The sequence below is a fragment of the Mycobacterium paraense genome, assembly GCF_002101815.1.
Lineage (GTDB): Bacteria > Actinomycetota > Actinomycetes > Mycobacteriales > Mycobacteriaceae > Mycobacterium > Mycobacterium paraense.
In genome coordinates, this window is sequence record NZ_LQPM01000030.1 from 117,230 (window position 1) to 143,509 (window position 26,280).

Sequence of the window (26,280 nt, forward strand, 5' to 3'; positions counted from 1 at the left end):
AGGAATCTCGACGGCGCCCCACCGCGTCTTCGGCAGTGAACTCCCAGGAGAACAAGACGGATAATGGCTGATCAACCGACTAGCCCGACGAAGACGCGGACGCGCTTCGAAGACATTCAGGCGCACTACGACGTCTCCGACGACTTCTTCGCCCTGTTCCAGGACCCGAGCCGCATCTACAGCTGCGCGTATTTCGAGCCGCCGGACATCACGCTGGAACAGGCGCAGTACGCCAAGATCGACCTGAACCTGGACAAGCTCGACCTCAAGCCGGGCATGACCCTGCTCGACATCGGCTGCGGCTGGGGCACCACCATGAGGCGCGCGATCGAGAAGTACGACGTCAACGTCATCGGCCTGACGCTGTCCAAGAACCAGCACGCCCGCTGCGAACAGGTGCTGGGTGCACTCGACACGACCCGCTCGCACGACGTTCGGCTGCACGGCTGGGAGGATTTCAACGAGCCCGTCGACCGGATCGTGTCGATCGAGGCCTTCGAGCACTTCGGGCACGAGAACTACGACGACTTCTTCAAGCGGTGTTTCGACATCATGCCGGACGACGGCCGCATGACGATTCAGAGCAGCGTCAGCTACCACCCGTTCGAGATGGCGGCCCGGGGCAAGAAGCTGACCTTCGAGACGGCGCGCTTCATCAAGTTCATCATCACCGAGATCTTCCCGGGCGGCCGGCTGCCGTCCACCGAGATGATGGTCGAGCACGGCCAGAAGGCCGGTTTCGTTGTGCCCGAACCGCTTTCGCTGCGGCCGCACTACATCAAGACGCTGCGCATCTGGGGTGACACGCTGGAGTCCAACAAGGACAAGGCCATCGAGGTCACCTCCGAAGAGGTCTACGAGCGGTACATGAAGTACCTGCGCGGCTGCGAGCACTACTTCACCGACGAGATGCTCGACTGCAGCCTGGTGACCTACCTCAAGCCGGGCGCCGCCTAACTGTCGGATCGGGGCTGCGCCGTTCGTCGAGTAGGTAGAGAGTGGAACACAGGGTTTCGCTCACTACCGGAGGTGACGACACATGCAGTACTTCGCGCTGTTGATCAGCCAGGAGCAAGACCGCGCACCCGAAGATGCGGCCGCCGCCATGGCGGAATGGGAGAGCTTCCACGCCAAGGCCGGCCCGGCCATCAAATCCGGGGACGCGCTGGCCCCCGCCGCCGCGGCGGTGGCCATCACCGGCGGCCCGGACGCGCCGGTGGTCACCGACGGCCCCTTCGCCGAGGCCGCGGAGGTGGCCTGCGGCTACTACGTGTTCGAGGCCGAGAACCTCGACGAGGCGCTGGCGCTGGCGCGCGACATCCCGCTCGCCAAGTTCGGCGCCGTGGAAGTGTGGCCCGCGGTCCACTCGATTGAGCTGTCCCGCAAGCTCACCGGCAACGACTGGCTCGCGCTGCTGCTGGAGCCGGCCGAATCCGCGCACACGCCGGGCACGCCGGAGTGGGAGGCGGTCGCGGCCAAGCACGCCGATCTGCACGCCGCCGCGGGCGATCACATCATCGGCGGAGCCGCGCTGCACGACCGGTCCACGGCCACGACCGTGCGGGTGCGCAACGGCGAGGTTCTGATCACCGACGGCCCGTATGTGGAGGGCGCCGAAATCGCCACGGGGATCTACCTGCTCGGCGCCGCGGATCGCGAGGAGGCCGTCAAGATCGCCTCGATGATCCCCGCCTCGACCGTGCAGGTGCGGCAGCTGGCCGGGGTGTCCGGGCTCTAGATGCGCGAATGACCAACCTGGACGGCGTCTTCCGTCGCGAATGGGGACCCGCCGTCGCCGCGCTCGCGCGGTGGTCCGGCGACCTCACGATCGCGGAGGACGCCGTCCAGGAAGCCTGCGCCGAGGCGCTGCGCGCCTGGCCCCGCGACGGGATGCCGGACAGTCCCGGCGGCTGGCTGGTGACCGTGGCGCGCAACCGCGCCCGCGATCGGCTGCGCCGCGAATCGACGCGTCCCGGGAAGGAATTGGCGGCGGTGATGGACGAGATCCTCGCGCGCACCGACGGCGTCGACCCGCATCCGGTCCGCGACGACGAGCTGCGGATGATGTTCACCTGCGCGCACCCGGCGCTGGACCGGCCGTCGCAGCTGGCGCTCACGCTGCGGCTGGTGTCCGGGCTGACCGTCGGTGAGATCGCCCGCGCGCTTTTGCAGAGCGAAGCGGCGATCGGTCAACGAATCACGCGCGCCAAGAACAAGGTTCGGCACGCGAACATCCCGCTGCGGGTGCCGCCCGCCGTGCTGCTGCCCGAGCGCACGCCGCACGTGCTCGCCTGCATCTACTCGGTGTTCACCGAGGGCTATTGGTCGACGGCGGGCCCGTCGGCGATTCGGGACGAACTGTGCGACGAGGGGGTCCGGCTGGCCGGGGAGCTGTGCGCGCTGATGCCGCACGAGCTGGAGGCGCACGCCCTGGCCGCGCTGGTGCTGCTGCACGATTCGCGGCGGGCGACCCGGGTCGACTCCGCGGGAGCCCTGGTGCCCCTCGACGAGCAGGACCGCCGCCGATGGGACCGCGGGCGCATTGCGCGCGGGCTGGAGCGGTTGCGGCAGGCCGAGGGATCGACCGGCCCGTACCTGCCGCAGGCGGTGATCGCCGCGCTGCACGCGACGGCACCGTCCTGGGAGCAGACGGATTGGGTCACCATCTGCGCGGCCTACGACCGGCTGCTGCAGATCACCGACTCCCCGGTGGTGCGCGCCAACCGCGCGCTGGCGATCGGTTTCCGCGACGGGCCCGAGGCCGGCCTGACCGCGCTGGACTCCGTCGCGCACGATCCCCGGCTGGCCCGGTCGAACCTCGTCGCGACCGTGCGCGCCGATCTGCTGCGGCGCGCCGGGCGGCACGCCGAGGCCGCGCGCTGGTACCGCACGGCGTTGGAATCCAACGGTTCCGAGCCGGGCCGCGACTTCTTGCGGCGGCGCATCGCCGAGTGCGGTGGCTAGGCCTCGGCGAAGTTGCGGGTGACGGCCGGGTCCACCGGAATGCCGGGGCCCGTGGTCGTCGACACGGTGATCTTCTTCAGGTAGCGGCCCTTCGACGACGACGGCTTGAGCCGCAGCACCTCGTCGATTGCGGCGCCGTAGTTCTCCGCCAGGCTCTTCTCGTCGAACGACGCCTTGCCGATGACGAAGTGCAGGTTGGCCTGCTTGTCCACCCGGAAGTTGATCTTGCCGCCCTTGATGTCGGACACGGCCTTGGCGACGTCGGGGGTGACGGTGCCGGTCTTGGGGTTCGGCATCAGGCCGCGCGGGCCCAGGATGCGGGCGATGCGACCGACCTTGGCCATCTGGTCGGGGGTGGCGATCGCCGCATCGAAGTCCAGGAATCCGCCCTGGATCTTCTCGATCAGGTCGTCGCTGCCGACGATGTCGGCGCCGGCGGCCTGCGCCTGCTCGGCCTTGTCGCCCACGGCGAACACCGCGACCCGGGCCGTCTTACCGGTGCCGTGCGGCAGGTTGACGGTGCCGCGGACCATCTGGTCGGCCTTGCGGGGGTCGACGCCGAGCCGGATGGCCACCTCGACGGTCGCGTCCTGCTTGGCCGACGACGTCTCCTTGGCGAGCTTGGCCGCCTCCAGCGGGCTGTACAGGTTGTTGCGGTCCACCTTCTCGGCGGCGGCGCGGTATGCCTTGCTGTTCTTGCTCATTGATTCATCCAATCCGATGTTGGGTCGTGGTTAGCGGGCCGAAGCTGGCCCTCCCACGGCTTGACTTGCTACTCGACGGTGATGCCCATCGACCGGGCGGTGCCGGCGATGATCTTGGCGGCGGCGTCGATGTCGTTGGCGTTGAGGTCGGCCTTCTTGGTCTCGGCGATCTCCTTGACCTGATCCCAGCTGACCTTGGCGACCTTGGTCTTGTGCGGCTCGGCCGAGCCCTTGCCGACGCCGGCCGCCTTCAGCAGCAGCTTGGCCGCGGGCGGCGTCTTGAGCGCGAAGGTGAAGCTGCGGTCCTCGTAGACCGTGATCTCCACCGGGATGACGTTGCCGCGCTGGTTTTCCGTGGCGGCGTTGTACGCCTTGCAGAACTCCATGATGTTGACGCCGTGCTGGCCGAGCGCGGGACCGACCGGCGGGGCGGGGTTGGCCTGCCCGGCCTGGATCTGGAGCTTGATCAGCCCGACGACTTTCTTCTTCGGGGCCATGAGATGTTGTTCGTTCCTTCCTGACTAAATCTTGGAGACTTGGCTGAACGTCAGTTCGACGGGCGTTTCGCGGCCGAAGATCGACACCAGGACCTTGAGCTTCTGCTGCTCGGCGTTGACCTCGTTGATCGTGGCCGGCAACGTCGCGAACGGCCCGTCCATGACGGTGACCGATTCGCCGACCTCGTAGTCGACCTCGACGACGGGACGTTCCAGGCCGCCGGCCTCGGCGACGGCGGCGGTGCTGGCCGCGCCCTTGGCGGCCTTCTTCGCCGCACCCCGCGGCAGCAGGAACTTGACCACGTCGTCGAGCGCCAGGGCCGACGGGCGCGAGGTCGCGCCGACGAACCCGGTGACCCCCGGGGTGTTGCGCACCGCGGCCCACGAGTCGTCGGTCAGGTCCATGCGCACCAGGATGTAGCCGGGCAGCACCTTGCGGTTGACCTGCTTGCGCTGGCCGTTCTTGATCTCGGTGACCTCTTCGGTGGGCACCTCGACCTGGAAGATGTAGTCGCCGACGTCCAGGTTCTGCACGCGCGTTTCCAGGTTGGCTTTCACCTTGTTCTCGTATCCCGCGTACGAGTGGATGACGTACCAGTCCCCGGGCTTGCTGCGCAGCTCCGCCTTGAGCGCGGCGGCGGGGTCGGCCTCCTCGGCCTCTTCGGCCGGCTCGGCCTGTTCAGTGGTCTCGGTGGCCTCGGGGGCCTCAGGGGCGGCGTCAGTGGCTTCGGCCGCTTCCGTGGCTTCAGTGGCCTCTGGGGTCTCAGCGACCTCTTGCACGTCGACCGCTTCACCCGCGGACGTGTCACCGTCGAAGGTAGTCACGGTTTTCAGTCCTCTCTGTCTTTCTCAAGCTCAGCCGAACACCAGCAGCACGAGCTTGGCCAGGCCGAAATCCGCCAGGCCGACCAGCGCCACCATGAAGGCGAGAAACGCCAACACCACCGAGGTGTAGGTGAGCATTTGCTTGCGGTTCGGCCAGATCACCTTCCGCATCTCCGCAACGACCTGCTTGAGGTAGTTGTAGACGAACACGAACGGATTGACCGAACGGTCGCCGGGCTTCCGCGGCTTCTTCGAGGCCTTCGCCTTCTTGCCCGCCCGGCCCTTCTTGGCCTTGTCCTCCTTGGCGTCCTCGGCCTCGTCCGGCGACTCCACGTCGACTTCGTCGGCATCGGCCGCGCGCTGCCGCGACCGCTTGCCGGTCGGCCGTTGCGGCCGCGTCACCACGGCCGTCCGGCCGCCGCTGTCGCGGCTGTCCTCGGTGTCGCCGCCGTCGCGTGCGGCGTCGTTGGCTGCGTCGCCCTCGTCGCTCACCGCATGCTCCTTTGTTTGCTGTATCCCGCGAGCCGTCCCATTGTCATGGGGCACTTTCTTCCAGTGTCCACCATGGCACGGCACGAACCATTGTCCGGCTCCTCCTCAGGCCGTCCCGGCCTGCATCGTCGCCGGACGGCCGTTAGCAGGGGCGACAGGACTTGAACCTGCAACCTGCGGTTTTGGAGACCGCTGCTCTGCCAGTTGAGCTACGCCCCTTCGCGGTTGGCAGGCCAACCTGCGCTTACCTGCCGGGGCTTACATGACACGCGCGCTCCCCGAATGCTCGAATCCCGGAAAGCGCGCTAATGCTGGGAAAACCCCGAGGTCCGAGTGTACATCGAGGCGGGTGTCAGACACTAATTACGACGTTCTGATGACCTGTCCGGAGTCTTTGTCCCATTTGAGCCGGGCGGATTCCTCGCCCTGCTGGCCCATCAAGGTGGTGTAGGCCTCCAGCACGAGCTCGCCGTCGTCGTTGTGGCAGATGTTCTTGGTGACCACGATGTCGGCGCCGAAGCGCTCGTTCACCGAGTGGATGTCCATCCGGGCCCACAGCTTGTCGCCGGCCAGCACCGGCTTGTAAAACAGGAACTGCTGGTCGACCTGGACGATCTGCATCGTTTCCATGCCCACGTCGACGTTCCGGAAGAAGTCCAGCTGGACGTACTTGGCGAGGATCGTCACGAACGTCAGCGGCGCGACGATCGCGTCGTAGCCGAGCTCGGCGGCCGCGTCCTCGTCGAAGTAGGCGGGGTGGTCGCATTTGATGGCGCGGGCGAACTCACGGAGCTGTTCGCGGCCCACCACGAAGTAGTCCGGATACCGCCAGATCATCCCGCGGATGTCGGTTTTCAAAGCCATGAAGCAAGCCCCCGCCTACGCCAATTTTGCCGACGCGATGGCCCGTCCGAAGATCTTCTTGCCGCCGGTGGTCGCCGTGAGGGCGATCGTCACCGACTTGCTCTCCGGGTCGACGGACTTCACCCGGCCGCTGAACACCAGCTCGGCGCCCTTGCCGTCGTTGGGCACCGGCACCACGGCGGTGAACCGCACGTTGTATTCGGTCACCGCGCCGGGGTCGCCCACCCACGACGTGACGTAGCCGCCGCCCAGCCCCATGGTCAGCATGCCGTGGGCGATCGCGGTGTCCAGCCCGACGACCTTGGCGATCTCGTCGTCCCAGTGGATCGGGTTCAGGTCGCCGGACACCCCGGCGTAGTTCACCAGGTCCTGACGGGTCAGCGGATAGGTCTTCTCCGGGAGCTTGTCGCCCACCTTGACCGAACTGAACTCACGCAGTGGCATCAGAAAATCCCTTTTCTCCATCCTCGCCGGCACGCCCCGCCAGGGTCGTGTAGGTCTCCTGCACAACGTCACCGGCTTCGTCGCTGATGATGTTCTTGGTCACGATGATCTGGGTGCCGTGCGACTCGCGCATCGAGTCCACCCACACGTCGCAGTACAGCTTGTCCCCCGCCACGATCGGCTTCGCAAATTTCAGCACCTGGTCGACCTGGACGATCTGCGCGTCCTCGACGGCGATCTTGGCGTGCTTGAAGAACGCCGACTGCGCCTGGTAGCCGAAGACGGAGATGAACGTCAGCGGCGCCAGCAGGCCCTTGTAGCCGAGCTCGGCCGCTGCGTCCTCCTCGTAGAAGTACGTGTCGTCGTTTTGCACCGCGACCGCGTACTCGCGGATCTTCTCCCGCTCCACCTCGTAATGGTCGGGGTAGCGGTAGTGCATCCCGACGATTTTTGTGCTCAACGACACCGGTGGACCGCCCCTAGCGCGTCTCGCGGTGTGGCTGGTGCTTGCCGCAGTTCGGGCAGAACTTCTTCAGCTCCATCCGGTCGGGGTCGTTGCGGCGGTTCTTCTTGGTGATGTAGTTACGGTGCTTGCACACCTCACACGCCAAGGTGATCTTCGGCCGCACGTCGGTACTGGAAGCCATGTCCGTTCTCTCTGCTCTGGTGAAAAACTCGCGTTGTTGTGCTGTGTTGTGTTGTAGCGATGGCCGGACTCGAACCGGCGACCTAACGATTATGAGTCGTTCGCTCTAACCGACTGAGCTACATCGCCTCTGGTACGCGCCGCCTGCCAGCTCGGCGTCCGCCGAGCCCCCTAACGGAATCGAACCGTTGACCTTTTCCTTACCATGGAAACGCTCTACCGACTGAGCTAAGGGGGCCGTTCACCCAAGCGACAGTCGTGCCGCGGGCCTAAAAGAGGTTACAGCCTGGCGCGCAACGTCACCAAACCACGGATCGGCTGGGGGGCGGCTCCTCGACTAGTTTGCGTCGTGGCGCAGTTGCCACGCGCTGAGGTCGCTGAATTCGTCGTACTCGTCCCCCTGGTCGTCCGTCGCGTCCGCCTCCCCCACCAACGTCCGCAACGCGAGATGGACGGCCTCACGGGTGTCGGCCACATGGAACCGACGAATCACTTCTTGGACCAGATCGTCGTCGATTTCGATCTCGACCCGCTTCTTCATGCGCCAACAATACCCATTGCGCAGGGGCTCAACCGATGGGCGACGGGCGTGTGCCGGCAAACCGCGCGCCGATGAAAGGCCCCCAGCGGAGCGCTCGTGATCGCCACTAGTCTGGTCGGGTGTCAGAGGACCGGCTGTACTTTCGTCAACTCCTGTCGGGTCGCGATTTCGCCGCCGGCGACATGGTCGCGACGCAGATGCGCAACTTCGCGTACCTGATCGGGGACCGGCAGACCGGGGACTGCCTGGTGGTCGACCCCGCCTACGCGGCCGGCGACCTGCTCGACGCGCTCGAGAGCGACGGCATGCACCTGTCCGGGGTGCTGGTCACCCACCACCACCCCGACCATGTGGGCGGTTCGATGATGGGTTTCGAGCTGAAGGGCCTGGCCGAGCTGCTGGAGCGGGCGTCCGTCCCCGTGCACGTGAACACCCATGAGGCCCTTTGGGTTTCGCGGGTCACCGGGATCGGCCTCGGCGATCTCACCACCCACGAGGGCCACGACAAGGTCAGCGTCGGGGACATCGAGATCGAGCTGCTGCACACCCCGGGTCACACACCCGGCAGCCAGTGCTTCCTGCTTGGGGACCGCCTGGTCGCCGGCGACACGCTGTTCCTCGACGGCTGCGGGCGCACCGACTTTCCCGGCGGCAACTCCGACGAGATGTATCGCAGCCTGCAAAGGCTCGCCACCCTGCCGGGTGATCCGACGGTGTTTCCCGGGCATTGGTATTCGGCCGAGCCCAGCGCGTCGCTGTCGGAGGTCAAGCGCTCGAACTACGTCTACCGCGCGGCGAATCTCGACCAGTGGCGAATGTTGATGGGCGGCTGAGCGGGCCATTTTTGATTGCGCCCGATGAGTTCCCGGATCGGCAATGCGCGCCGAACGCCTTTACTATCGGTCCAGCGAAAGAAAGGGTGGGGCGAATGGGGTGGATCCGGAGCACCTGGCAGGGGGTCACCCAGGTGGGGTCGGGCACCTGGCTGGCGTGGGCGGCGTGGGCGGCGATACTGCTGGGTGTCGTCGCGCTGGTCTTCATAAACCGGCAGCTCAAACTGAACCGTCGGCAGTCGGCGGAGCGGACCCGGCCGCAGGTCGCGATGTTCATGGAACCCCATCCCGCCGACTGGCACGTGATCGAACTCGTCGTCCGGAATTTCGGTCAGACCGCGGCCTATGACATCCGGTTCGAGTTTGCCAACCCACCGACGGTGGCCGAATACGAAAACGCCGCCGACGGCTACGCCGATGTCGTCGAATTGCAACTGCCGCGCGAGTTGCCGGTCCTCGCGCCCGGCCAGGAATGGCGCATGGTGTGGGATTCGGCGCTCGACCGCGCCGAAATCGGAACCGGCATCGAGTCGCGCTTCGCCGGCTCGGTGGTCTATTACGACCGCCCGGACAAGCCGCGCGGCTGGCGGTTCTGGGAGGCCGAGCGGCCCGTGCTGCAGACCAGCGTCGTGCTGGACTGGGACGCGCTGCCGCCGGTGCAGCGCATCGAGTTGATGACCACCCACGACCTGGCGAAGCGGGAAAAGCAGAAGCTGGAGCTGCTGCGGGGGCTGCTGACCTACTTCCATTACGCGAGCAAGGAAACGCGTCCCGACGTGTTCCGCAGCGAGATCGAACGAATCAACGGCGCCGTGCAGGAGACGCAGGACCGCTGGCGCACCCGGCTGCTCGACCAGCCCACCGACGTCAGCCTGCGCTGGGGCAACGCGGAAGCCGACCTGGCCAAACACCGCAGCCAGCACGTCTGACCGAGGACCAAGGAGCGACCCATGAGCGGCCCGGTGCACTACAGCCAGAAGGATTCCATCGCGGTCATCCGGATGGACGACGGCAAGGTCAACGCGCTGGGCCCGACGATGCAGCAGGCCCTGAACGAGGCGATCGACCGGGCCGACAGCGACAACGCGGGGGCGCTGGTGATCACCGGCAACGAGCGGGTGTTCAGCGGCGGGTTCGACCTGAAGATCCTCACCTCCGGCGAGGCGCAGCCGGCGATCGACATGCTCAGGGGCGGCTTCGAGCTGGCGTATCGGCTGTTGTCCCATCCCAAGCCGGTGGTGATGGCCTGCACCGGCCACGCCATCGCGATGGGCGCGTTCCTGTTGTCGTCCGGCGACCACCGGGTGGCCGCCCACGCGTACAGCATTCAGGCCAACGAGGTGGCGATCGGCATGGTCATCCCGTATGCGGCCCTGGAGATCATGAAGCTGCGCCTGACGCAGTCGGCCTACCAGCAGGCCGTCGGGCTGGCCAAGACCTTCTTCGGTGAAACGGCGCTGGCCGCCGGCTTCGTCGACGAAATCGTGCTGCCCGAGATGGTGGTCGACCGCGCCGAGGAGGCCGCGCGCGAATTCGCCGGCCTGCACCAGCGCGCCCACGCCGCAACCAAGCTGCGCGCCCGCGCCGACGCGCTGAAGGCGATCCGCGCCGGAATCGACGGGCTAGAGGCGGAGTTCGGGCTCTGAGGCGCTGACCGCCTGAGGTTTTGACCACCCCCGGCCGGGTACGCCTTCCGGCGTGTCAGCAGACCGCATCGCCGACCCCTGGGGACCGCGGACGCCGTACGAGCCGGGCACCCCGTGGCCGGAGCGGGTCGACACCTACCTGGCGGACGGGGTCACCCCGGACTCGGTCGACCGGTGGGTGCAGTCGGCGGCGGTGTTGCACTCCAACGGCGACGGCCTGGACATCGCCGTCAAGGACGGGCGGATCGTCGGGGTCCGGGGCCGCGGGGTCGACCGGGTCAACCACGGCAGGCTCGATCCGAAGGACCTGTTCGGCTGGCAGGCCAACGCCTCACCGGACCGGCTGACGACGCCGCTGGTCCGGGTCGGAGGCGAACTGCAGCCGTGCGACTGGGACACCGCCATGGGCCGCATCGTGCTGCGCAGCCGGCAACTGCTCGACGACTTCGGCCCCAGCTCGATCGGCTTCTACACCTCCGGGCAGCTGTTCCTCGAGGCGTACTACACGCAGGGGGCCATCGCGCACGGGGCGATCGGGACCAACCACGTGGACGGCAACACCCGGCTCTGCACCGCGACCGCCGCCGAGGCGCTGAAGGAAACGTTCGGCTGCGACGGGCAACCGGGCTCCTACACCGACGTCGACCACGCCGACGTCATCGCGCTGTTCGGCCATAACGTCGCGGAGACGCAGACGGTGTTGTGGGCTCGGATGCTGGACCGGCTGGCCGGCAGCAACCCGCCGGCCATCGTGTGCGTGGACCCCCGGCTCACGCCGGTGGCCCGGCACGCCACCGTGCATCTGGCGCCGCTGCCGGGCACCAACGTGGCGCTGATGAACGGCCTGCTGCACGAGATCATCGCCCACGATTGGATCGACCGCGACTACATCGACGCGCACACCGTCGGTTTCGACGAGCTGCGCCGCCGGGTCGAGGAGTTTCCGCCCGAGCGGGTCGCCGAGATCTGCGGCGTGGACGCCGAGGACGTCCGCCACGCGGCGCGACTGCTGGGCACCGCGGAACGGTTGCTCTCGACCGTGCTGCAGGGCTTCTATCAGTCGCATCAGGCCACCGCGGCGGCCGTGCAGGTCAACAACGTTCACCTGCTGCGCGGCATGCTGGGCAAGCCCGGCTGCGGCGTGCTGCAGATGAACGGGCAGCCGACGGCCGAGAACACCCGCGAGTGCGGCGCTGACGGCGACCTGGCCGGCTTCCGCAACTGGGCCAACGACGCCCACATCACCGAGCTGGCGAAGCTGTGGAACCTTGAGCCCCTGCAGATTCCGCACTACGCACCGCCGACGCACGCGATGCAGATGTTCCGCTTCGCCGAGGAGGGCACGCTGCGGATGCTGTGGGTCACCGCCACCAATCCCGCGGTGTCCCTGCCGGAGTTGCCGCGGATCCGCGACATCCTGTCCCAGGACCGGCTGTTCCTGGTCGTGCAGGACATCTTCATGACGGAGACCGCCGCACTGGCCGACGTCGTGTTGCCCGCCGCGGCGTGGGGCGAGAAGACCGGCACGTTCACCAACGCCGATCGCACCGTGCACCTGTCCGAAAAGGCCGTGGAGCCACCGGGTTCCGCGCGTTCGGATCTCGAGATCTTCCTCGACTACGCGCGGCGGATGGACTTCCACGACAAGGACGGCCACTCGTTTCCGCCCTGGACCGATCCGGAGTCGGCGTTCGAGGCGTGGAAGAAGTGCAGCGCGGGCCGCCCGTGCGACTACACCGGCCTGAGCTACGCGAAGCTGCGCGGCGGCAGCGGCGTGCAATGGCCCTGCAACGCAGAGCATCCCGACGGGACCGAGCGCCTCTACGCCGACGCCCAATTCTGGGCGACACCGGACTACTGCGAGGCGTACGGCAAGGACCTCATCACCGGCGCCCCGCTGGAGCCGACCGAATACCGCGCGATGAACCCCTACGGCAAGGCCATCATCAAGGCGGCCGAATACATGCCGCCGCACGAGCGGCCCAGCCCCGAGTACCCGTTCGCCTTGATCACCGGGCGCACCGTGTACCACTTCCACACCCGAACGAAAACGGCTCGCGCGCAACAGCTTCAGCGGGCCGCACCCGAAGTGTGGGTGGAGGTCTCGCCGCGCGACGCCGAGCGGCTCGGCATCGAGGAGGGCGACATCGTCGAGGTGAGCACGCCGCGCGGGTGCGTCCGGTGCCCCGCCCGGATCTGCGGCATCCGCGACGGGGTGCTGTTCGTCCCGTTCCACTACGGCTACTGGGACACCGACGGCACCGACGGCCACCACCGGGCGGGCAACGAGCTCACGCTGACCGACTGGGATCCGGTGTCCAAGCAGCCGATCTACAAGACGGCGGCCGCCCGGCTGCGCAAGGCCCCGGCGCAATCGGTCGGCGGAAACGGTGCCGCGCGCGCGGCGGCGACCGAGGCCCTGCCGGCGGGGGCACGACGATGAAGCTCAAACTGGCCATCCGCGAGCTGCATCGCTCGGAACGGAAGCTGGCGCACGCCCTCAACGTGGTGGCCGCCCGGCACCGCAGCGATCAGGACATCTATCACCTGGCCCACGACATGGCCGGCTGGTCGGCGCAGCACCTGAGCCAGCTGGCCGAGCACGGTCGCCACTACGGCCTGAGCCTGTCCCCCGAGCCGCGCACCGGCGCCATCGTGGGTTCCGTCCAGTCGCGGATGAGCGGGCTGTTGCGGCGCCGGCCCGAACCCGGGTTGCTACTCCTCGCCGACCTGCGGCGGGTCCACCGGCTGGCCGCGGGAGCGTCGCTGGACTGGGAGCTGCTGGCCCAGGGCGCGCAGGCGGCCAAGGACTCCGAGCTGCTGGGCCTGGCGTCGCGCTGTCATCCCGAGACGCTGCGCCAGATGCGCTGGGCCAACGCCATGCTCAAAGAACTCTCACCGCAAGTGCTGATGAGCTGAGCGTGCGAACGCGGTGACCGGGGAAAGACCTGGCCACCGCGTTGCTCGCCTCCTCGCGGCCAGTGTGGCACGGATGCGGCGCGCCGTCACTTCACCCTTCGGCCGAGACCCATTGGTAGGGCAGGAACTTGCCGTCGAACGTCACCACCACCCGGTCGCCCGACTCGTGCGGCCTCTTCCGCAGGTCGACGCTGAAGTTGATCGCGCTCATGATGCCGTCGCCGAACTGCTCGTGGATCACTTCCTTGATGGCGCCGCCGTACACCTGCAGCGCCTCGTAGAAGCGGTAGATGGTCGGGTCGGTCGGAACGGCGGTGGGCAGGCCGCCGCGCACCGGCACCGCGGCCAGCACCGGCACCGCCGACTCGTCGAGACCGAGCATCTCGACGAGAACCTTGCCGAGCTCGGCGGGTATCGGATGCTGACCCAGCAGGGCCGACGTGGTCCACAGCACCGGCCTGCCGATCGCGTCGGCCAGCTCCTGCCAGGTCAGTCCCTTGGCCAGCCGCGCGACGACGATCTGTTCGGTGAGTTCGTTTCTCGTCATGCGTATCAGCATTGCACCGCCGAACCGACGTCGCAGGGCGTGGGCGTCACCCCGGTTTCGTCGCGGTGACCAAGCGCGTCGAGATCCACGGGCCGCCGTACCACATGCGCCATCCGACGTTGCGGCGCCGCACGTTTCGCCATCCCAACTCGCGCAGGCGGGCGGCGTGCTGACGGGTCTCCCAGAGGTCGGCGATGGCGAGGCGACCGCCCGGCCGCAACACGCGAACCGCCTCCGCAAGCGCCTGCCGGCGGCCGGCGCGGGTGGGGATGTTGTGGATCGCCAGGTTGCTGACGATGACGTCGACGCTCTCGTCGGGCAGCGGCAGGGCCGTCATGTCGGCGGTGCGCACCTCAACGCGGTCGGCGACGCCCTCCAGGGCCGCGTTGGCCGACGTGGCATCCTGCGAGTTGTCGGTCTGGTCCGCATGCCAGAGGTCGACGCCTATCGCGCGGCCGGCAGGTAGCCGCTTGGCGGCGGCGAGCAACACCGCGCCGCGTCCGCAGCCGAGGTCGAGGACGGTTTCGTCGCCGCGCAGCCCCAGCCCGTCCAGGACCCGGTCCCACACCACGAATTTGCCCGAGCGAGTCGCGTAGACGTACGACGCCATCGCGGAGAGCAGCGCGACCGCCCAGGTTCCGGCCAGCGCCGCCGTCACCCTGCGGCCGCGCGCCCAGCTGATCCCGGCCCACAGCGCCAGCGCGGCGGCCTGGGCGACGACGCTTATCGCCTGCCCGCGCGCCGAGATCGTCTTGAACGAGCCGTCGATTCCGTAATCGCCGCGGTGGTCATGCACGCCGCTTACCACCGCCCGTGGTGCACGACCTCGGCGAACGGCCGTCGATCCGGCTTGCGTATCGGGGCGAGCGGACGGTCGGCGGGATAGCCGATGCCCAGCAGGAAGGCCACCTGGTGATCGTCGGGCACCCCGAGGATGGCGCGCGCCTTGTCCTGGTCCCCCACCGACGAGTGGCCGGTGCCGATGCCCAGGTCGGTGGCGGCGATCATCATCGCCATCGTGGCCTGGCCGACGTCGTAGTTGTCGGTGACGAGCCGGCGCTCATCGGGCGGCACCGGCACGACGATCGCGATCGCGGCCGCGGCCGCGGCGATGTGACCGGCGCCCCGCCAGACCGTGGACAACTCTTGCAGCTGAGCCGGATCGGTGACGATCACGAAGTCCCACGGCTGCCGGTTTTTCGCCGACGGCGCCCGCCAGCCGGCCTCGGCGATGCGGTCCAGGTCGGCTTCGGGCACCGGTTCCGACTTGTACTGCCGCACATTGCGCCGCGCGCAGATCGCGTCCCAAGCTTCCATCGTCTTTCCTCTCAGTCCTTGCCCATGCTGCCACCACCGTCGAACGGCATGTCGGCGCAGAATCATCCCCGGCCGTCGGTGCGGCGTTCTATGGTGGCAGCGCAATGGCCCTCCATCTCCACCGTGCCGAACGCACCGACTCACTCGCCGACGGTCTGGGCGCCCTGTTGGCCGACCCGCTCACCGATCCGTTCGCCCAGGAGCTGGTGCTGGTCCCGGCGCGCGGCGTGGAACGCTGGCTCAGCCAGCGGCTGTCGCACGCGCTGGGGTGCAGGCCCGGCGCCGGCGACGGGGTGTGCGCGGGCGTGGCATTCCGCAGCCCGGCCTCGCTGATCGCCGAGATCACCGGCACGGTCGACGACGATCCCTGGTCACCGGAGGCGATGACGTGGCCGCTGCTGGAGGCCATCGACTGCAGCCTGGACGAGCCGTGGTGCGCAACGCTCGCAACGCATTTGGGCCATTTCGACACGGGCGAGGAGGCGCAGCTGCGCCGGGCCCGGCGCTATGCGACCGCGCGCCGGCTGGCCGGCCTGTTCGCCTCCTACGCGCGCCAGCGTCCGCAACTGCTCAGCGGCTGGTTGGACGGCGACGCCGGCGACGTCGCCTCCGACCTGCGCTGGCAGCCGGAGCTGTGGCGGGCGTTGGTCGAGCGCGTCGACGCCGATCCCCCGCACGTCCGCCACCACAAGACGATCGTGCGGTTGCGGGAGGGGCCCAGCGACCTGCCGGCGCGGCTGTCGCTGTTCGGGCACACCCGGCTGGCCGCCACCGACGTGCAGCTGCTCGAAGCGCTGGCGACCCACCACGACCTGCACCTGTGGCTGCCCCACCCCAGCGACGAGCTCTGGCGGGCGCTGGCCGGCGGCCACGGCGCCATCCCCCGCCGCGAGGACGTCAGCCACCGGGACGTCTCGCACCCGCTGCTGGCGACGCTCGGCAGGGACCTCCGCGAGTTGCAACGCAGCCTGCCCGCGGATCCGCGAACCGACGAATACCTCCCCGGCCGGACACGCCCCGGCACGCTGCTCGGCTGGCTGCAGTCCGACATCGCCGCGAATGCCGTTCGGCCACAAGGCCGCAAGCTCGCCGCCGATGACCGCTCCGTCCAGATACACAGCTGCCACGGCCCGGCCCGGCAGGTCGACGTGCTGCGCGAGGTGCTGCTCGGCCTCCTGCAGGACGACCCGACGCTGGAGCCGCGCGACATCCTGGTCATGTGTCCGGACATCGAGACGTACGCGCCGCTGATCGTCGCCGACTTCGGGCTCGGCGACGTGGTGCACGGCGCGCATCCGGCCCACCGGTTGCGGGTGCGGCTCGCGGACCGGTCGCCCACCCAGACCAATCCGCTGCTCGGCCTGGCCGCGCAGTTGCTGGGGCTGGCCGGCGGCAGGGTCACCGCCAGCGAGGTGCTCAACTTCGCCGAGGCCGCGCCGGTGCGCGCCCGCTTCGGCTTCACCGATGACGACCTGGAGGCGATCACCCGCTGGGTCCGGCAGGCGAACATCCGGTGGGGCTTCGACCAGGAGCATCGGCGGCCGTACCACGTCGACTTCGTGCACAACACTTGGCGTTTCGGCATCGACCGCGTGCTGGCCGGGGTCGCGATGTCCGACGATTCGCACGCCTGGATCGATTCCACCCTGCCCCTCGACGATGTCAGCAGCAACCGCGTCCAATTGGCCGGCCAGTTCGCCGAATTCGTCGACCGGCTGCAGCGCGCGGTCGACTCGCTCAGCGGGGCGCGGCCGCTGCGGGAGTGGCTGGCGGCCCTGACCGACGGCATCGCGGTGCTGGCGCACATCGACGATGCGGACCTGTGGCAAACCAGCCAGCTGCACCGCGAATTCGCGCGGGTGTTGTCCGATGCCGGCCCGCGCGCAGGCACCACGCTGCAGCTGCCCGACATCCGGGCGCTGCTCGACCGGCACCTCGCCGGGCGCCCGACGCGGGCCAACTTCCGCACCGGCACCCTGACCGTGTGCACCATGGTGCCGATGCGCTCGGTGCCGCACCGGGTGGTCTGCCTCGTCGGGCTGGACGACGGCGTGTTTCCGCGCCTTGGTGTCGTGGACGGTGACGACGTGCTGGCCCGCGACCCGATGACCGGTGAACGCGACATCCGTTCCGAGGACCGGCAATTGCTGCTGGACGCCATCGGCGCGGCCACCGAACACCTGGTGATCACCTACACCGGCGCCAACGAATATTCCGGCCAGCCGCGCCCGCCCGCGGTGCCCCTGGCCGAGCTGCTGGACACCCTCGACATGACCGTGCCCAGCGAAAAGCCGGACGAGATCCGCGGGCGCGTCGTCGTCCAGCATCCGTTGCAGCCGTTCGACATTCGCAACGTGATCCCGGGCAGGCTGGTGCCGGGCGTTCCGTTCACGTTCGACCCGACGGTGCTGCGCGCCGCGCGGGCCGCGGCGGGTGAACGCGGCGAGGCGCCGCCGTTCATTTCCGGACCGCTGCCGCCGCCGCGCCCCGACGACGTGATCCTCGCCGACCTCGTCGGCTTCTTCAAGGACCCGGTGAAGGGCTTCTTCCGCGCGCTGGACTTCACGCTGCCCCGCGACGTCGACGGCGTGCAGGACGCGATGCCGGTCGACATCAACAGCCTCGAGGAGTGGACGGTCGGCGACCGCATGCTCGGCGACATCCTGCTCGGGATGACACCGGACGACGCGCGTCAGGCCGAGTGGCGCCGGGGCACGCTGCCGCCGGGCCAATTGGGTTGGCGCAAGGCGGCCGAGGTTCGCGATCAGGCCGCGCTGCTGGCCGCGGCCACCCAGCAGCATCGGCGGGCGGACGCCCGGGCGTATGACGTCGACATCGACCTCGGCTCCGGCCGGCGGCTCACGGGCACGGTGTCGCCGGTGTATGGCGAGCGGCTGGTGTCGGTCACCTATTCCAAGCTCGACGGCAAGCACCTGCTCGAGTCGTGGATCCCGTTGCTGGCGTTGATCGTCCACGACCCTTCCCGCGACTGGTCGACGGTGTGCATCGGGCGTCGCAAGCGGGGCACGGGCCCGCGGGTGGAAGGGCTGGGGCGCCCCCACGACGACGCCGTCGCGATACTGCGCGATCTGGTGGCGATCTACGACGCGGGGCGCCGGGAGCCGATTCCGTTGCCCATCAAGACGTCCTACGCCTGGGCGGCCGCGCGGCACTGCGGCGACGACCCCGAACGCGAGGCGGAATATCGCTGGAAATACGAGGACGAGGAGCCGGCGCACGTGCGGGCCTGGGGCAGGAAGGCGCGGCTGGCCGACCTCATGCAGCCGCTGCGGCCGGGCGAGGAATGCGACGGCGAGGACAACCGGCTCGGCGCCTACGCCGCCCGGCTGTGGCTGCCGATGCTGCGCGCGGAGCGGAAGCCATGATGAGCCGGGCGGCGGAGCGTTTCGACCTGCTGGGTCCCCTGCCGGCCCGGCGGTCCACCACCGTGCTGGAGGCCAGCGCCGGCACGGGCAAGACGTTCGCGCTGGCCGGCCTGGTGACCCGCTACCTGGCCGAGGGCGAGGCGACGCTGGACCAGATGTTGCTCATCACCTTCGGCCGGGCCGCCAGCCAGGAGCTGCGCGAGCGGGTCCGCTGCCAAATCGTCGAAGCCGTGCAGTCTTTCGATGACCCGTCGATCGTCGGCGACAACGAGTTGGTGGCCTACCTGCTGGACGCCGGCGAACAGCAGCGCGCCCTGCGCAGGCAGCGGCTCCGCGATGCGCTGGCAGGCTTCGACGCGGCGACGATCGCCACCACCCACCAGTTCTGCCAACTGGTGTTGCGTTCGCTCGGCGTGGCCGGCGACACGGCGGGCAGTGTCACGCTGCTGGAGAGCCTCGACGAGCTGATCGTCGAGATCGTCGACGATCTGTACCTCGCCCACTTCGGCCAGGAGCGCGACGACCCGCTGTTGCAGTACCGGGACGCGCTGCGGCTGGCGCGCGAGGTGGCCAACAACCCGGCCACGCAGCTGCGCCCCCGCGACCCCGAACCCGGCTCGCGGGCCGCCGTCTGCGTCGGCTTCGCGGAAGAGGTTCTCGCCGAGCTGAATACCCGCAAGCACCGGCTGGGCGTCCTGGGCTACGACGACCTGCTGAGCCGACTCGCCGACGCGCTGGCCACCGACGAATCCCCCGCCCGGGTCCGCATGCACCAACGCTGGCCGATCGTGATGGTCGACGAGTTCCAGGACACCGATCCCGTGCAGTGGAAAGTCATCGACCGCGCATTCAGCGGGCGCTCCACCGTCGTTCTGATCGGCGATCCGAAGCAGGCGATCTACGCGTTCCGCGGCGGCGACATCGTGACGTACCTGCAGGCGGCCGAGGCGGCGGGCGAGAAGAAGACGTTGGGCATGAACTGGCGCAGCGATTCCGCGCTCGTCGAGCGGCTGCAGGTGGTGCTGCGCGGTGCGCAACTCGGTGACCCCACGATCGTGGTCAACGACGTCGACGCTTACCACCGGGGCCACCGGCTGGCCGGGGCGCCGCGAAACGATCCCTTCCGGTTGCGCGTGGTGCCGCGAAAGGCCTTGGGGCGCAAGGGCCTGGCGAACATGCCGATCGACGAGTTGCGCGAGCACATCGGCGCCGACCTCGCCGCCGACATCCGCGCGCTGCTGGCCGGCGGCGCGACGTTCGCCGGCGAGCCGCTGCGCGCCCGCGACATCGCCGTCATCGTGGAGAGGCATGAGGACGCCGCGGCGTGCTTCAGGGCGCTCTGCGATGCCGGCGTCCCGGCGGTGTACACCGGCAACACCGACGTGTTCGCGTCGGCGGCCGCCGCGGATTGGCTCTGCCTGCTGGAGGCGTTCGACCAGCCGCACCGTCCGGGCATGGTGCGCGCCGCGGCCGCGACGATGTTCTTCGGCGAGACCGCGGCGTCGCTGGCCGCCGGCGGCGACGCGCTGACCGATCGGGTCGCGGAAACGTTGCGGGAGTGGGCGGGCCACGCACGGGAACGGGGCGTCGCCGCCATCTTCGAGGCCGCCCAATTGCGGGGCATGGGTGACCGCCTGCTCTCCACCCAGGGCGGCGAGCGGCACATGACCGACCTGGCGCACGTCACGCAGCTGCTGCAGGAAGTCGCGCACCGCGACCGCTACAGCTTGCCGGCACTTCGCGACTGGCTGCGCAAGCAACGCGACGAGCGTGGCGGCGCACCCGAACGCAACCGGCGACTGGACAGCGACGCGGCCGCCGTGCAGATCATGACGGTCTACGTCAGCAAGGGCCTGCAGTACCCGATCGTGTACCTGCCGTTCGCATTCAACCGCAGTGTCGCCAAGCGCGACATCGTGCTGTTCCATGACGGCCAGGTGCGGTGCCTGCATGTCGGCGGCAAGGACAGCCCCGACTTCCCCAGGGTGGAAGCGCTGGGCCGCAAGGAGGATGCCGGCGACGCCAGCCGGTTGACGTACGTCGCGCTGACGAGGGCGCAGACGCAGGTGGTGGCGTGGTGGTCGCCGGCCTACTACGAACCCAATGGCGGCCTGTCCCGCCTGCTGCGCGGCCGGCGGCCCGGCGAGTCCGCGGTGCCCGACGAATGCGAACCGGCGAAGATCTCCGACGAGGACGCGATGGCCCGGTTCCGCGAGTGGGAGGCCTTGGGCGGTCCGGTGATCGAGGAGTCGGTGGTGGTGGCGGGCCCGGCGCTGATGCCCGCACCTGTGCCGTCGGACATCGACAGCCGCCACTTTCACCGCGACATCGACACCGGATGGCGGCGCACCTCCTACTCCGGCCTCATCCGGGCGGCGGAGACCTCCGACGCCACCGGGGTGAGCAGCGAGCCAGAAGTCACCGAGCTGGACGACGAGGCCGGCGATATCGCGTTGAGCCAGGCGGCATCCGGGCCGGACGTGCCGTCCCCGATGGCGGATCTGCCGGTGGGCGCGAAGTTCGGCTCGCTAGTGCACGCCGTGCTGGAGACCGCCGACCCGTTGGCGTCCGACCTGGCCGCCGAGCTTGCGGCGAACATTCGGCGGCACTCGGTGTGGTGGCCGGTCGCCGTGGCGCCGGAGCTGCTGGCCGACGCGATGGTGCCGATGCACGACACCCCGCTGGGTCCGTTGGCCGGCGGCCTGACGCTGCGGCAGATCGGGCTGCCGGATCGGCTGCGGGAGCTCGACTTCGAGTTTCCGCTGGCCGGCGGCGACCTTCGCTCGGCCGCGCCCGAGCTCCGCCTGGCGGACGTGGGGGCGCTGCTGCGCGAGCATCTTCCCGCCGATGACGCGCTGGCGTCGTACGCCGATCGGCTGGCGGGCCGCGCGCTCGGCGGGCAGCCGTTGCGCGGATACCTCACCGGATCGGTCGATGCCGTCCTGCGCATCCCCGACGGCGCGGGCCATCGCTATCTGGTGGTGGACTACAAGACCAACTGGCTCGGCGATCCCGAGCGGCCCCTGACGTCCGCCGACTACGACCGGGCGCGGCTGGTCGAGGCGATGCTGCATTCCGACTATCCCCTGCAGGCGCTGCTGTACAGCGTTGTGCTGCATCGGTTCTTGCGGTGGCGGGTCCACGGCTACCAGCCCGGCCGGCATCTCGGCGGCGTCCTCTACCTGTTTGTGCGCGGGATGTGCGGCGCCGGCACGCCGGTGATCGACGGGCACCCGTCGGGGGTGTTCAGCTGGCGCCCGCCCCCGTCGCTGGTAGCGGCGTTGTCGGACCTGCTCGAGGACGGGAGGGCCGCCGCGTGACGGTCGAGGCGATCGGCGCCGCGGGAATGCTGCGGCCATTCAGCGATGCCGGCGTCTTCGAGGCCGCGGATGTCCATGTGGCGCAACGGCTTACGGTTCTCGCCGGCGAGCCGGATGAGCGGGTGGCGCTGGCGATCGCCCTGGCGGTGCGGGCGCTGCGCGGGGGTTCGGTGTGCGTCGACCTGCGGGCGGTGGCGGCGCAGATCGGCATCGCCGACCTGCCGTGGCCCCGGGCAGACGAATGGATGGCCGCGGTGCGGGCGAGCCGGTTGCTCGGTTCACCGCCGGTGCTGCGGCTGTTCGGCGAGCTGCTGTACCTGGACCGGTACTGGCTCGAGGAAGAACAGGTGTGCGCGGACCTGCTCGCGCTGTCCGTGCGTGGGGCAACCGGTCGAACGCCGCCGCTGGAGCGACTTTTCCCGCCCGGCTATGACGAACAGCGGGCGGCCGCCGAAATCGCGCTGTCGCAAGCGGTTACGGTGCTCACCGGTGGGCCCGGCACCGGAAAGACGACCACGGTGGCGCGGCTGCTGGGCGTGCTGGTCGAGCGGGCGGAGCTGACCGGCGCACCGCGGCCGCGGATCGCCCTGGCCGCGCCGACCGGCAAGGCGGCGGCGCGGCTGGCCGAGGCCGTGGCCGCCGAGGTCGAGAACCTGGACGCGGTGGACCGGGCGCGGCTGGCCGGCCTGCAGGCGACGACGCTGCACCGGCTGCTGGGCTCCAGGCCGGATACCTCGGTGCGGTTTCGGCACCATCGCGGCAACCGGCTGCCGCACGACGTCATCGTCGTCGACGAGACATCGATGGTGTCGTTGACGATGATGGCCCGGCTGCTGGAAGCGGTGCGACCGGACACCCGGCTGATCCTGGTGGGCGATCCCGACCAGCTGGCCTCGGTGGAAGCCGGCGCCGTGTTGGCGGACCTGGTGGAGGGGCTGACCGCTCGCCACGACGTGCGGGTGGCCGCCCTGCGCACGCCGCATCGGTTCGGCGAATCGATTGGCGCACTGGCCGAAGCGATCCGGATCGGCGACGCCGACCGCGTGGTGGCCTTGCTGCGTGCCGGCGGCGAGCATGTCGAGTGGGTGGACTCCGACGGACCCACCGACCGGCTGCGTGGGGTGTTGACCGGGCACGCGTTGCGGGTGCGGGAGGCCGCGGTGCTCGGCGCCGCCGAGGCGGCCTTGGCGACACTCGACGAGCACCGCCTGCTGTGCGCGCACCGGCGCGGACCGTACGGGGTGTCGCAGTGGAACCGGCAGGTGGAACGCTGGCTGTCCGAGGAGACGGGGCAGCCGGTGTTCTCGGATTGGTACGTCGGTCGGCCACTGTTGGTGACCGCCAACGACTATGGGCTCAAGGTCTATAACGGCGACACCGGGGTGGCCGTCGCGGGCGACGACGGCTTGCGGGCGGTCATCGCCGCCGCGACCGGGACGTTGAGCTTCGCGACGAGCCGGCTCAGCGACATCGAGACGATGCACGCGATGACGATCCACAAGAGCCAGGGCAGCCAGGCCGCCGAGGTGACCGTGCTCATGCCGCCGGAGGATTCGCGTCTGCTGACCCGCGAGCTGTTCTACACCGCGGTGACCCGGGCCAAGGCGAAGGTGCGGGTGGTCGGCGCGGAGGCGTCCGTGCGCGCCGCGATCGAGCGGCGCGCGGTGCGCGCGAGCGGCCTGGCGCAGCGGTTGCAGACTGCGGCGCCTGTCGCATGAGCGGCCCGACGTGCGGCTGTCAACTCCGCGTGGGGACGAGCACCGCGACGTCGCTGTGCAGGTGCGCCAGGCCACTGTCGAGCGTCGCCAACTGACCGCTGTTGCCGCGTGCCAGCTGGGCGAGGTACGCATCGGTCACCTGTCGGTGACCGACCACGCCATTAGGCTGCACACCTGCGAAAGAGACATTATCGGGCCAGAACTCATGGCCTTTGGCATTTTCGACGGCGGTGACGACATCTCGCGCGGTCGCCGCAGTTTGCCCCATTCGCACCAGGAAGCGGACAAGACTTCCCTGCGTGATCGGACACGTCGCGAACCTTGTGTCGGCCACCGCCAGCCAATCCGCTGCGGCGTCATGATGCACATGCTCGGCGACGACCAACGCGATGAGCACGTTCGCGTCGAGTAGCGCCGTCACTCTTCATCCTCCAGCGATCGGACGTCCTCCGACGTCACGACCGTCCCAACACGAACCAGCGGCAACCCTGTCCTGCGGTCTTTGGAGACCGCGGCGGCGCTACCGGCGCCCAGGCCACGACGCATGAGATCGGCAACCGTCTCGCTCAGTGTTCGGTGGGTGTCCCGTGCGATCGCGGAGGCCTGTTTATGCAGGTCGTCCGGGAGATCGATGGTCGTGCGCACGGCCCATCCTAACATCAGCGCATCATGATGCTCTGATGCACCAGTTGGCCATGGCGAGGCGTCAAGCCGACTCGGCCTGGCTGGTCCGTAGTGGCCGCACGCCGCCCATATCGCCCACTTCCTTTTGACGCGATCTACGACGTCGCATCGATTGAGCCGAGTGTGCTCCGAGGGTCCGACAAGACGGGCACCGCAAGGTGGCCGCGACGGGTGCGCAAGAATCGCGGTCACCATGGCCGACGAAGAGGGGCCCGCGCCCGCATCCCGGCGGCGCCACATCGCGCGGCTCGCGGTGTTCGCCGCGTTCCTGGCCGCGATGTTCTACCTGGTGGCCGTCGCGCGGGTCATCGACATCGAGGCGGTGCGGCGCGCGGTCGCGGCGACGGGCCCGGCGGCGCCCCTGACCTACGTCGTGGTGTCGGCGGTCCTGGGCACGCTGTTCGTGCCGGGCTCGATCCTGGCCGCCGGCAGCGGAATGCTGTTCGGCCCGCTGCTGGGCGTCTTCGTGACGCTGGGCGCGACGGTCGGCACCGCGATGGTCGCCAGCCGCGTCGGGCGGCGGGCCGGCCGGGACAGCGCGCGGGCGCTGCTGGGGGCCCAACGCGCCGACCGCATCGACGCGCTGATCGAGCAGCGCGGACTGTGGGCGGTCGTGGGCCAGCGGTTCGTCCCCGGCATCTCCGACGCGCTGGCGTCCTACACGTTCGGGGCGTTCGGAGTCCCGTTGTGGCAGATGGCGATTGGCTCGCTCATCGGTTCGGCGCCGAGGGCGTTCGCCTACACCGCGCTGGGCGCCTCGATCAGGCATCTGTCGTCGCCGTTGGCGTACGCCGCGATCGCGGTGTGGTGCGTGAGCGCCATCGTCGGCGCGTTCGCGGCGCGGCGCGGATACCGACGATGGCGCGAGCACGCCCGCGACTCGCGCTGACGACTCACCCGCCCGTGTCGCCGCGCCGAGCGTGAAACTGTTGCGAGATTCAAGCCGTTGTGTCGCAGCAGCTTCACGCTCGGCGCAGGGGCTGCTAGCCCCCGGTGCGGTACGCGGCCACGAAGAGGTTGCCGGGAACTTGGTCCTCGACCTCTTTCGGGGCCCGGCGACCGTAGCCGGCCATCAGCTCGTCGGACGGCGTCACCGTCACGTCCCAGCCGTGGCGGCGGAACCAGTCGCCGACGTCCTCGCGCTCCTCGAAGTACCACAGCTCGTCGGTCCGCGGGATCTCGCGTCCGGGGTCCACCTTGGCCATGAGCGCGCGAATCCGCTCCATGCGCTCGCGGCGCCTGGCGCGAAACTCCGGGTCGAGGAACTTGGGTCCCAGCGCCTCGACGGCGACCCGGCTACCGGGCGCGGTGAGCTCCTGGACGCGTTCGAACAGCAACTCCTGCGCCACGGCGGGCAGGTAGGGCATCAGCCCCTCCGCCGACCAGACGCTGGGCGCCGACGGGTCAAATCCCGCCCGCCGCAACGCCTCCGGCCAGTCTTGGCGCAGGTCCACCGCGACGGCGACGCGGTCGCAGGCGGGCTGGGCGCCGTGCTCGGTCAGCGTCGCGAGCTTGAACTCCAGCACCCTGGGCTGGTCGAGCTCGTACACGGTGGTGCCGTCGGGCCAGGGCAGCCGCCAGGAGCGCGCGTCCAGCCCCGCGGCCAGGATTACGGCCTGGCGGATGCCGGCCTTCGTCGCGTCGAGGAAGAACTGGTCGAAAAACGCCGTCCGCGAAGCCATGTAGCCGACCATCGCCTGCATCTGCAGCGGCACCGAGGGTTCGGCCTCGACGAGCTCGGGCGGCAGCTGCGGAGCGGAGTGCCAGTTCCACACCCCGTCGCCGACCGCGTCGAGGAAGACCTGGGCGTACGGGTCGGAGATCAACGGATTCTCGCTGCGGGTTTCGGCCGCGCGCGCCGAGGCGACGCCCAGCGCCGTCGCGCCCACGCTTTCGGTGATCTCCCACGTGTCGTTGTCGGTGCGCACCACGG

General features: G+C 69.4%; 27 protein-coding genes and 3 tRNA genes. 12 read left to right on the forward strand and 18 right to left on the reverse strand.

Annotated elements, in window-relative coordinates; genetic code table 11:
• Positions 1-63 precede the first annotated feature (63 nt).
• From mmaA4 to AWB89_RS21590, 3 genes are all read left to right on the forward strand, one after another.
• Complete coding sequence (gene mmaA4, locus AWB89_RS21580; protein ID WP_085097180.1) at positions 64-957, forward strand: hydroxymycolate synthase MmaA4; 894 nt, start codon at positions 64-66, stop codon at positions 955-957.
• 82 nt (positions 958-1,039) lie between these two features.
• The gene (locus tag AWB89_RS21585) at positions 1,040-1,738 is read left to right on the forward strand and encodes a YciI family protein (RefSeq protein ID WP_085176407.1); all 699 of its coding nucleotides are present in this window, start codon (positions 1,040-1,042) and stop codon (positions 1,736-1,738) included.
• 8 nt (positions 1,739-1,746) lie between these two features.
• Positions 1,747-2,964 carry an RNA polymerase sigma factor gene (locus AWB89_RS21590; RefSeq protein WP_085176409.1) on the forward strand — a complete coding sequence of 406 codons (1,218 nt, stop codon included), beginning with the start codon at positions 1,747-1,749 and terminating at the stop codon, positions 2,962-2,964.
• On the opposite strand, the gene rplA is transcribed toward AWB89_RS21590, so the two are convergent.
• The 12 genes from rplA to AWB89_RS21650 form a co-directional block, all read right to left on the reverse strand.
• The gene (gene rplA / locus AWB89_RS21595) at positions 2,961-3,668 is read right to left on the reverse strand and encodes a 50S ribosomal protein L1 (protein ID WP_085097189.1); all 708 of its coding nucleotides are present in this window, start codon (positions 3,666-3,668) and stop codon (positions 2,961-2,963) included. The two genes, AWB89_RS21590 and rplA, sit on opposite strands and share 4 nt — an antisense overlap.
• Positions 3,669-3,736: 68 nt before the next feature.
• Complete coding sequence (rplK, locus tag AWB89_RS21600; protein ID WP_066907205.1) at positions 3,737-4,165, reverse strand: 50S ribosomal protein L11; 429 nt, start codon at positions 4,163-4,165, stop codon at positions 3,737-3,739.
• Positions 4,166-4,189: 24 nt separating this feature from the next.
• A complete protein-coding gene (gene nusG, locus AWB89_RS21605) occupies positions 4,190-4,990 on the reverse strand; it encodes a transcription termination/antitermination protein NusG (RefSeq protein WP_085176411.1) in 801 nt (266 codons plus the stop codon).
• Positions 4,991-5,020: 30 nt separating this feature from the next.
• A complete protein-coding gene (gene secE, locus AWB89_RS21610) occupies positions 5,021-5,482 on the reverse strand; it encodes a preprotein translocase subunit SecE (protein WP_085176413.1) in 462 nt (153 codons plus the stop codon).
• 146 nt (positions 5,483-5,628) lie between these two features.
• Positions 5,629-5,701 (reverse strand) — tRNA-Trp (locus AWB89_RS21615).
• A 144-nt stretch (positions 5,702-5,845) separates the two neighbouring features.
• Entirely contained in the window at positions 5,846-6,346 is a 501-nt protein-coding gene (hadC, locus tag AWB89_RS21620; RefSeq protein WP_085097198.1) for a (3R)-hydroxyacyl-ACP dehydratase subunit HadC, read from the reverse strand.
• Between the two features lie 15 nt (positions 6,347-6,361).
• Positions 6,362-6,790 carry a (3R)-hydroxyacyl-ACP dehydratase subunit HadB gene (gene hadB / locus AWB89_RS21625; protein ID WP_085097202.1) on the reverse strand — a complete coding sequence of 143 codons (429 nt, stop codon included), beginning with the start codon at positions 6,788-6,790 and terminating at the stop codon, positions 6,362-6,364.
• Positions 6,777-7,256, reverse strand: coding sequence for a (3R)-hydroxyacyl-ACP dehydratase subunit HadA (hadA, locus tag AWB89_RS21630; protein WP_085097205.1), 480 nt, complete (start codon positions 7,254-7,256; stop codon positions 6,777-6,779). The genes hadB and hadA overlap by 14 nt, the downstream gene beginning before the upstream one ends.
• A 13-nt stretch (positions 7,257-7,269) precedes the next feature.
• Positions 7,270-7,437 carry a 50S ribosomal protein L33 gene (rpmG, locus tag AWB89_RS21635; RefSeq protein WP_066907182.1) on the reverse strand — a complete coding sequence of 56 codons (168 nt, stop codon included), beginning with the start codon at positions 7,435-7,437 and terminating at the stop codon, positions 7,270-7,272.
• 54 nt (positions 7,438-7,491) lie between these two features.
• A tRNA-Met gene (locus AWB89_RS21640) sits at positions 7,492-7,565 on the reverse strand.
• A 36-nt stretch (positions 7,566-7,601) separates the two neighbouring features.
• A tRNA-Thr gene (locus AWB89_RS21645) sits at positions 7,602-7,674 on the reverse strand.
• A gap of 99 nt (positions 7,675-7,773) precedes the next feature.
• Entirely contained in the window at positions 7,774-7,977 is a 204-nt protein-coding gene (locus AWB89_RS21650; RefSeq protein ID WP_085176415.1) for a type II toxin-antitoxin system VapB family antitoxin, read from the reverse strand.
• Positions 7,978-8,096: 119 nt separating this feature from the next.
• Between AWB89_RS21650 and AWB89_RS21655 the strand changes: the two genes are divergently transcribed.
• The 5 genes from AWB89_RS21655 to AWB89_RS21675 all read left to right on the forward strand — a co-directional run bounded on the left by AWB89_RS21655 (position 8,097) and on the right by AWB89_RS21675 (position 13,375).
• The gene (locus tag AWB89_RS21655; RefSeq protein ID WP_085176417.1) at positions 8,097-8,810 is read left to right on the forward strand and encodes an MBL fold metallo-hydrolase; all 714 of its coding nucleotides are present in this window, start codon (positions 8,097-8,099) and stop codon (positions 8,808-8,810) included.
• Positions 8,811-8,905: 95 nt separating this feature from the next.
• Entirely contained in the window at positions 8,906-9,739 is an 834-nt protein-coding gene (locus AWB89_RS21660) for a hypothetical protein (RefSeq protein ID WP_085097214.1), read from the forward strand.
• A 21-nt stretch (positions 9,740-9,760) separates the two neighbouring features.
• Positions 9,761-10,456 (forward strand): crotonase/enoyl-CoA hydratase family protein, encoded by a 696-nt coding sequence (locus AWB89_RS21665; RefSeq protein WP_085097217.1) that lies wholly within the window; start codon positions 9,761-9,763, stop codon positions 10,454-10,456.
• A gap of 52 nt (positions 10,457-10,508) precedes the next feature.
• Complete coding sequence (locus AWB89_RS21670; protein WP_085176419.1) at positions 10,509-12,899, forward strand: molybdopterin oxidoreductase family protein; 2,391 nt, start codon at positions 10,509-10,511, stop codon at positions 12,897-12,899.
• Entirely contained in the window at positions 12,896-13,375 is a 480-nt protein-coding gene (locus tag AWB89_RS21675) for a hypothetical protein (protein WP_085176421.1), read from the forward strand. Before AWB89_RS21670 ends, AWB89_RS21675 begins: the two co-directional genes overlap by 4 nt.
• A 91-nt stretch (positions 13,376-13,466) precedes the next feature.
• On the opposite strand, the gene cynS is transcribed toward AWB89_RS21675, so the two are convergent.
• The 3 genes from cynS to AWB89_RS21690 are packed head-to-tail and all read right to left on the reverse strand — an operon-like array spanning position 13,467 to position 15,239.
• A complete protein-coding gene (gene cynS / locus AWB89_RS21680; protein ID WP_443677814.1) occupies positions 13,467-13,922 on the reverse strand; it encodes a cyanase in 456 nt (151 codons plus the stop codon).
• 46 nt (positions 13,923-13,968) lie between these two features.
• On the reverse strand, positions 13,969-14,718 hold the full coding sequence (locus tag AWB89_RS21685; protein WP_085176592.1) for a class I SAM-dependent methyltransferase: 750 nt from the start codon (positions 14,716-14,718) through the stop codon (positions 13,969-13,971).
• 5 nt (positions 14,719-14,723) lie between these two features.
• Positions 14,724-15,239: a nitroreductase family protein gene (locus AWB89_RS21690; protein ID WP_085176422.1), complete on the reverse strand. Its 516-nt coding sequence runs from the start codon at positions 15,237-15,239 to the stop codon at positions 14,724-14,726.
• Between the two features lie 104 nt (positions 15,240-15,343).
• Here AWB89_RS21690 and recC point away from each other — a divergent pair, with 104 nt between their 5' ends.
• From recC to recD, 3 genes are read left to right on the forward strand one after another with little or no spacing between them, the layout of a single operon-like run.
• Entirely contained in the window at positions 15,344-18,625 is a 3,282-nt protein-coding gene (recC, locus tag AWB89_RS21695; RefSeq protein WP_085176424.1) for an exodeoxyribonuclease V subunit gamma, read from the forward strand.
• The gene (gene recB, locus AWB89_RS21700; protein WP_085176426.1) at positions 18,625-21,945 is read left to right on the forward strand and encodes an exodeoxyribonuclease V subunit beta; all 3,321 of its coding nucleotides are present in this window, start codon (positions 18,625-18,627) and stop codon (positions 21,943-21,945) included. Before recC ends, recB begins: the two co-directional genes overlap by 1 nt.
• Positions 21,946-21,971: 26 nt before the next feature.
• A complete protein-coding gene (recD, locus tag AWB89_RS21705) occupies positions 21,972-23,663 on the forward strand; it encodes an exodeoxyribonuclease V subunit alpha (RefSeq protein ID WP_085176594.1) in 1,692 nt (563 codons plus the stop codon).
• A gap of 19 nt (positions 23,664-23,682) precedes the next feature.
• Here the strand turns inward: recD and AWB89_RS21710 are convergent, their stop codons facing one another.
• Positions 23,683-24,084, reverse strand: coding sequence for a TA system VapC family ribonuclease toxin (locus AWB89_RS21710; protein WP_085176428.1), 402 nt, complete (start codon positions 24,082-24,084; stop codon positions 23,683-23,685).
• A complete protein-coding gene (locus AWB89_RS21715; protein ID WP_085097738.1) occupies positions 24,081-24,308 on the reverse strand; it encodes an antitoxin in 228 nt (75 codons plus the stop codon). Before AWB89_RS21715 ends, AWB89_RS21710 begins: the two co-directional genes overlap by 4 nt.
• A gap of 232 nt (positions 24,309-24,540) precedes the next feature.
• Here AWB89_RS21715 and AWB89_RS21720 point away from each other — a divergent pair, with 232 nt between their 5' ends.
• Positions 24,541-25,236, forward strand: a complete 696-nt coding sequence (locus AWB89_RS21720; protein WP_085176430.1) for a TVP38/TMEM64 family protein — start codon at positions 24,541-24,543, stop codon at positions 25,234-25,236.
• A gap of 94 nt (positions 25,237-25,330) precedes the next feature.
• Here AWB89_RS21720 and AWB89_RS21725 read toward each other — a convergent pair whose 3' ends face one another.
• On the reverse strand, positions 25,331-26,278 hold the full coding sequence (locus AWB89_RS21725) for a class I SAM-dependent methyltransferase (RefSeq protein WP_085176596.1): 948 nt from the start codon (positions 26,276-26,278) through the stop codon (positions 25,331-25,333).
• Positions 26,279-26,280: the final 2 nt, after the last annotated feature.

Excerpts from the sequence above, each read along its gene's own strand:
- AWB89_RS21665 (WP_085097217.1), top strand. The coding sequence starts at position 9,761 with ATGAGCGGCCCGGTGCACTACAGCCAGAAGGATTCCATCGCGGTCATC.
- AWB89_RS21720 (WP_085176430.1), top strand. The coding sequence starts at position 24,541 with ATGGCCGACGAAGAGGGGCCCGCGCCCGCATCCCGGCGGCGCCACATC.
- recC (WP_085176424.1), top strand. The coding sequence starts at position 15,344 with ATGGCCCTCCATCTCCACCGTGCCGAACGCACCGACTCACTCGCCGAC.
- cynS (WP_443677814.1), bottom strand. The coding sequence starts at position 13,922 with ATGACGAGAAACGAACTCACCGAACAGATCGTCGTCGCGCGGCTGGCC.
- AWB89_RS21675 (WP_085176421.1), top strand. The coding sequence starts at position 12,896 with ATGAAGCTCAAACTGGCCATCCGCGAGCTGCATCGCTCGGAACGGAAG.
- recD (WP_085176594.1), top strand. The coding sequence starts at position 21,972 with ATGCTGCGGCCATTCAGCGATGCCGGCGTCTTCGAGGCCGCGGATGTC.
- hadB (WP_085097202.1), bottom strand. The coding sequence starts at position 6,790 with ATGCCACTGCGTGAGTTCAGTTCGGTCAAGGTGGGCGACAAGCTCCCG.
- AWB89_RS21690 (WP_085176422.1), bottom strand. The coding sequence starts at position 15,239 with ATGGAAGCTTGGGACGCGATCTGCGCGCGGCGCAATGTGCGGCAGTAC.
- AWB89_RS21590 (WP_085176409.1), top strand. The coding sequence starts at position 1,747 with ATGACCAACCTGGACGGCGTCTTCCGTCGCGAATGGGGACCCGCCGTC.
- mmaA4 (WP_085097180.1), top strand. The coding sequence starts at position 64 with ATGGCTGATCAACCGACTAGCCCGACGAAGACGCGGACGCGCTTCGAA.
- rplA (WP_085097189.1), bottom strand. The coding sequence starts at position 3,668 with ATGAGCAAGAACAGCAAGGCATACCGCGCCGCCGCCGAGAAGGTGGAC.
- hadC (WP_085097198.1), bottom strand. The coding sequence starts at position 6,346 with ATGGCTTTGAAAACCGACATCCGCGGGATGATCTGGCGGTATCCGGAC.
- AWB89_RS21650 (WP_085176415.1), bottom strand. The coding sequence starts at position 7,977 with ATGAAGAAGCGGGTCGAGATCGAAATCGACGACGATCTGGTCCAAGAA.
- recB (WP_085176426.1), top strand. The coding sequence starts at position 18,625 with ATGAGCCGGGCGGCGGAGCGTTTCGACCTGCTGGGTCCCCTGCCGGCC.
- rpmG (WP_066907182.1), bottom strand. The coding sequence starts at position 7,437 with ATGGCTTCCAGTACCGACGTGCGGCCGAAGATCACCTTGGCGTGTGAG.
- rplK (WP_066907205.1), bottom strand. The coding sequence starts at position 4,165 with ATGGCCCCGAAGAAGAAAGTCGTCGGGCTGATCAAGCTCCAGATCCAG.
- AWB89_RS21660 (WP_085097214.1), top strand. The coding sequence starts at position 8,906 with ATGGGGTGGATCCGGAGCACCTGGCAGGGGGTCACCCAGGTGGGGTCG.
- AWB89_RS21585 (WP_085176407.1), top strand. The coding sequence starts at position 1,040 with ATGCAGTACTTCGCGCTGTTGATCAGCCAGGAGCAAGACCGCGCACCC.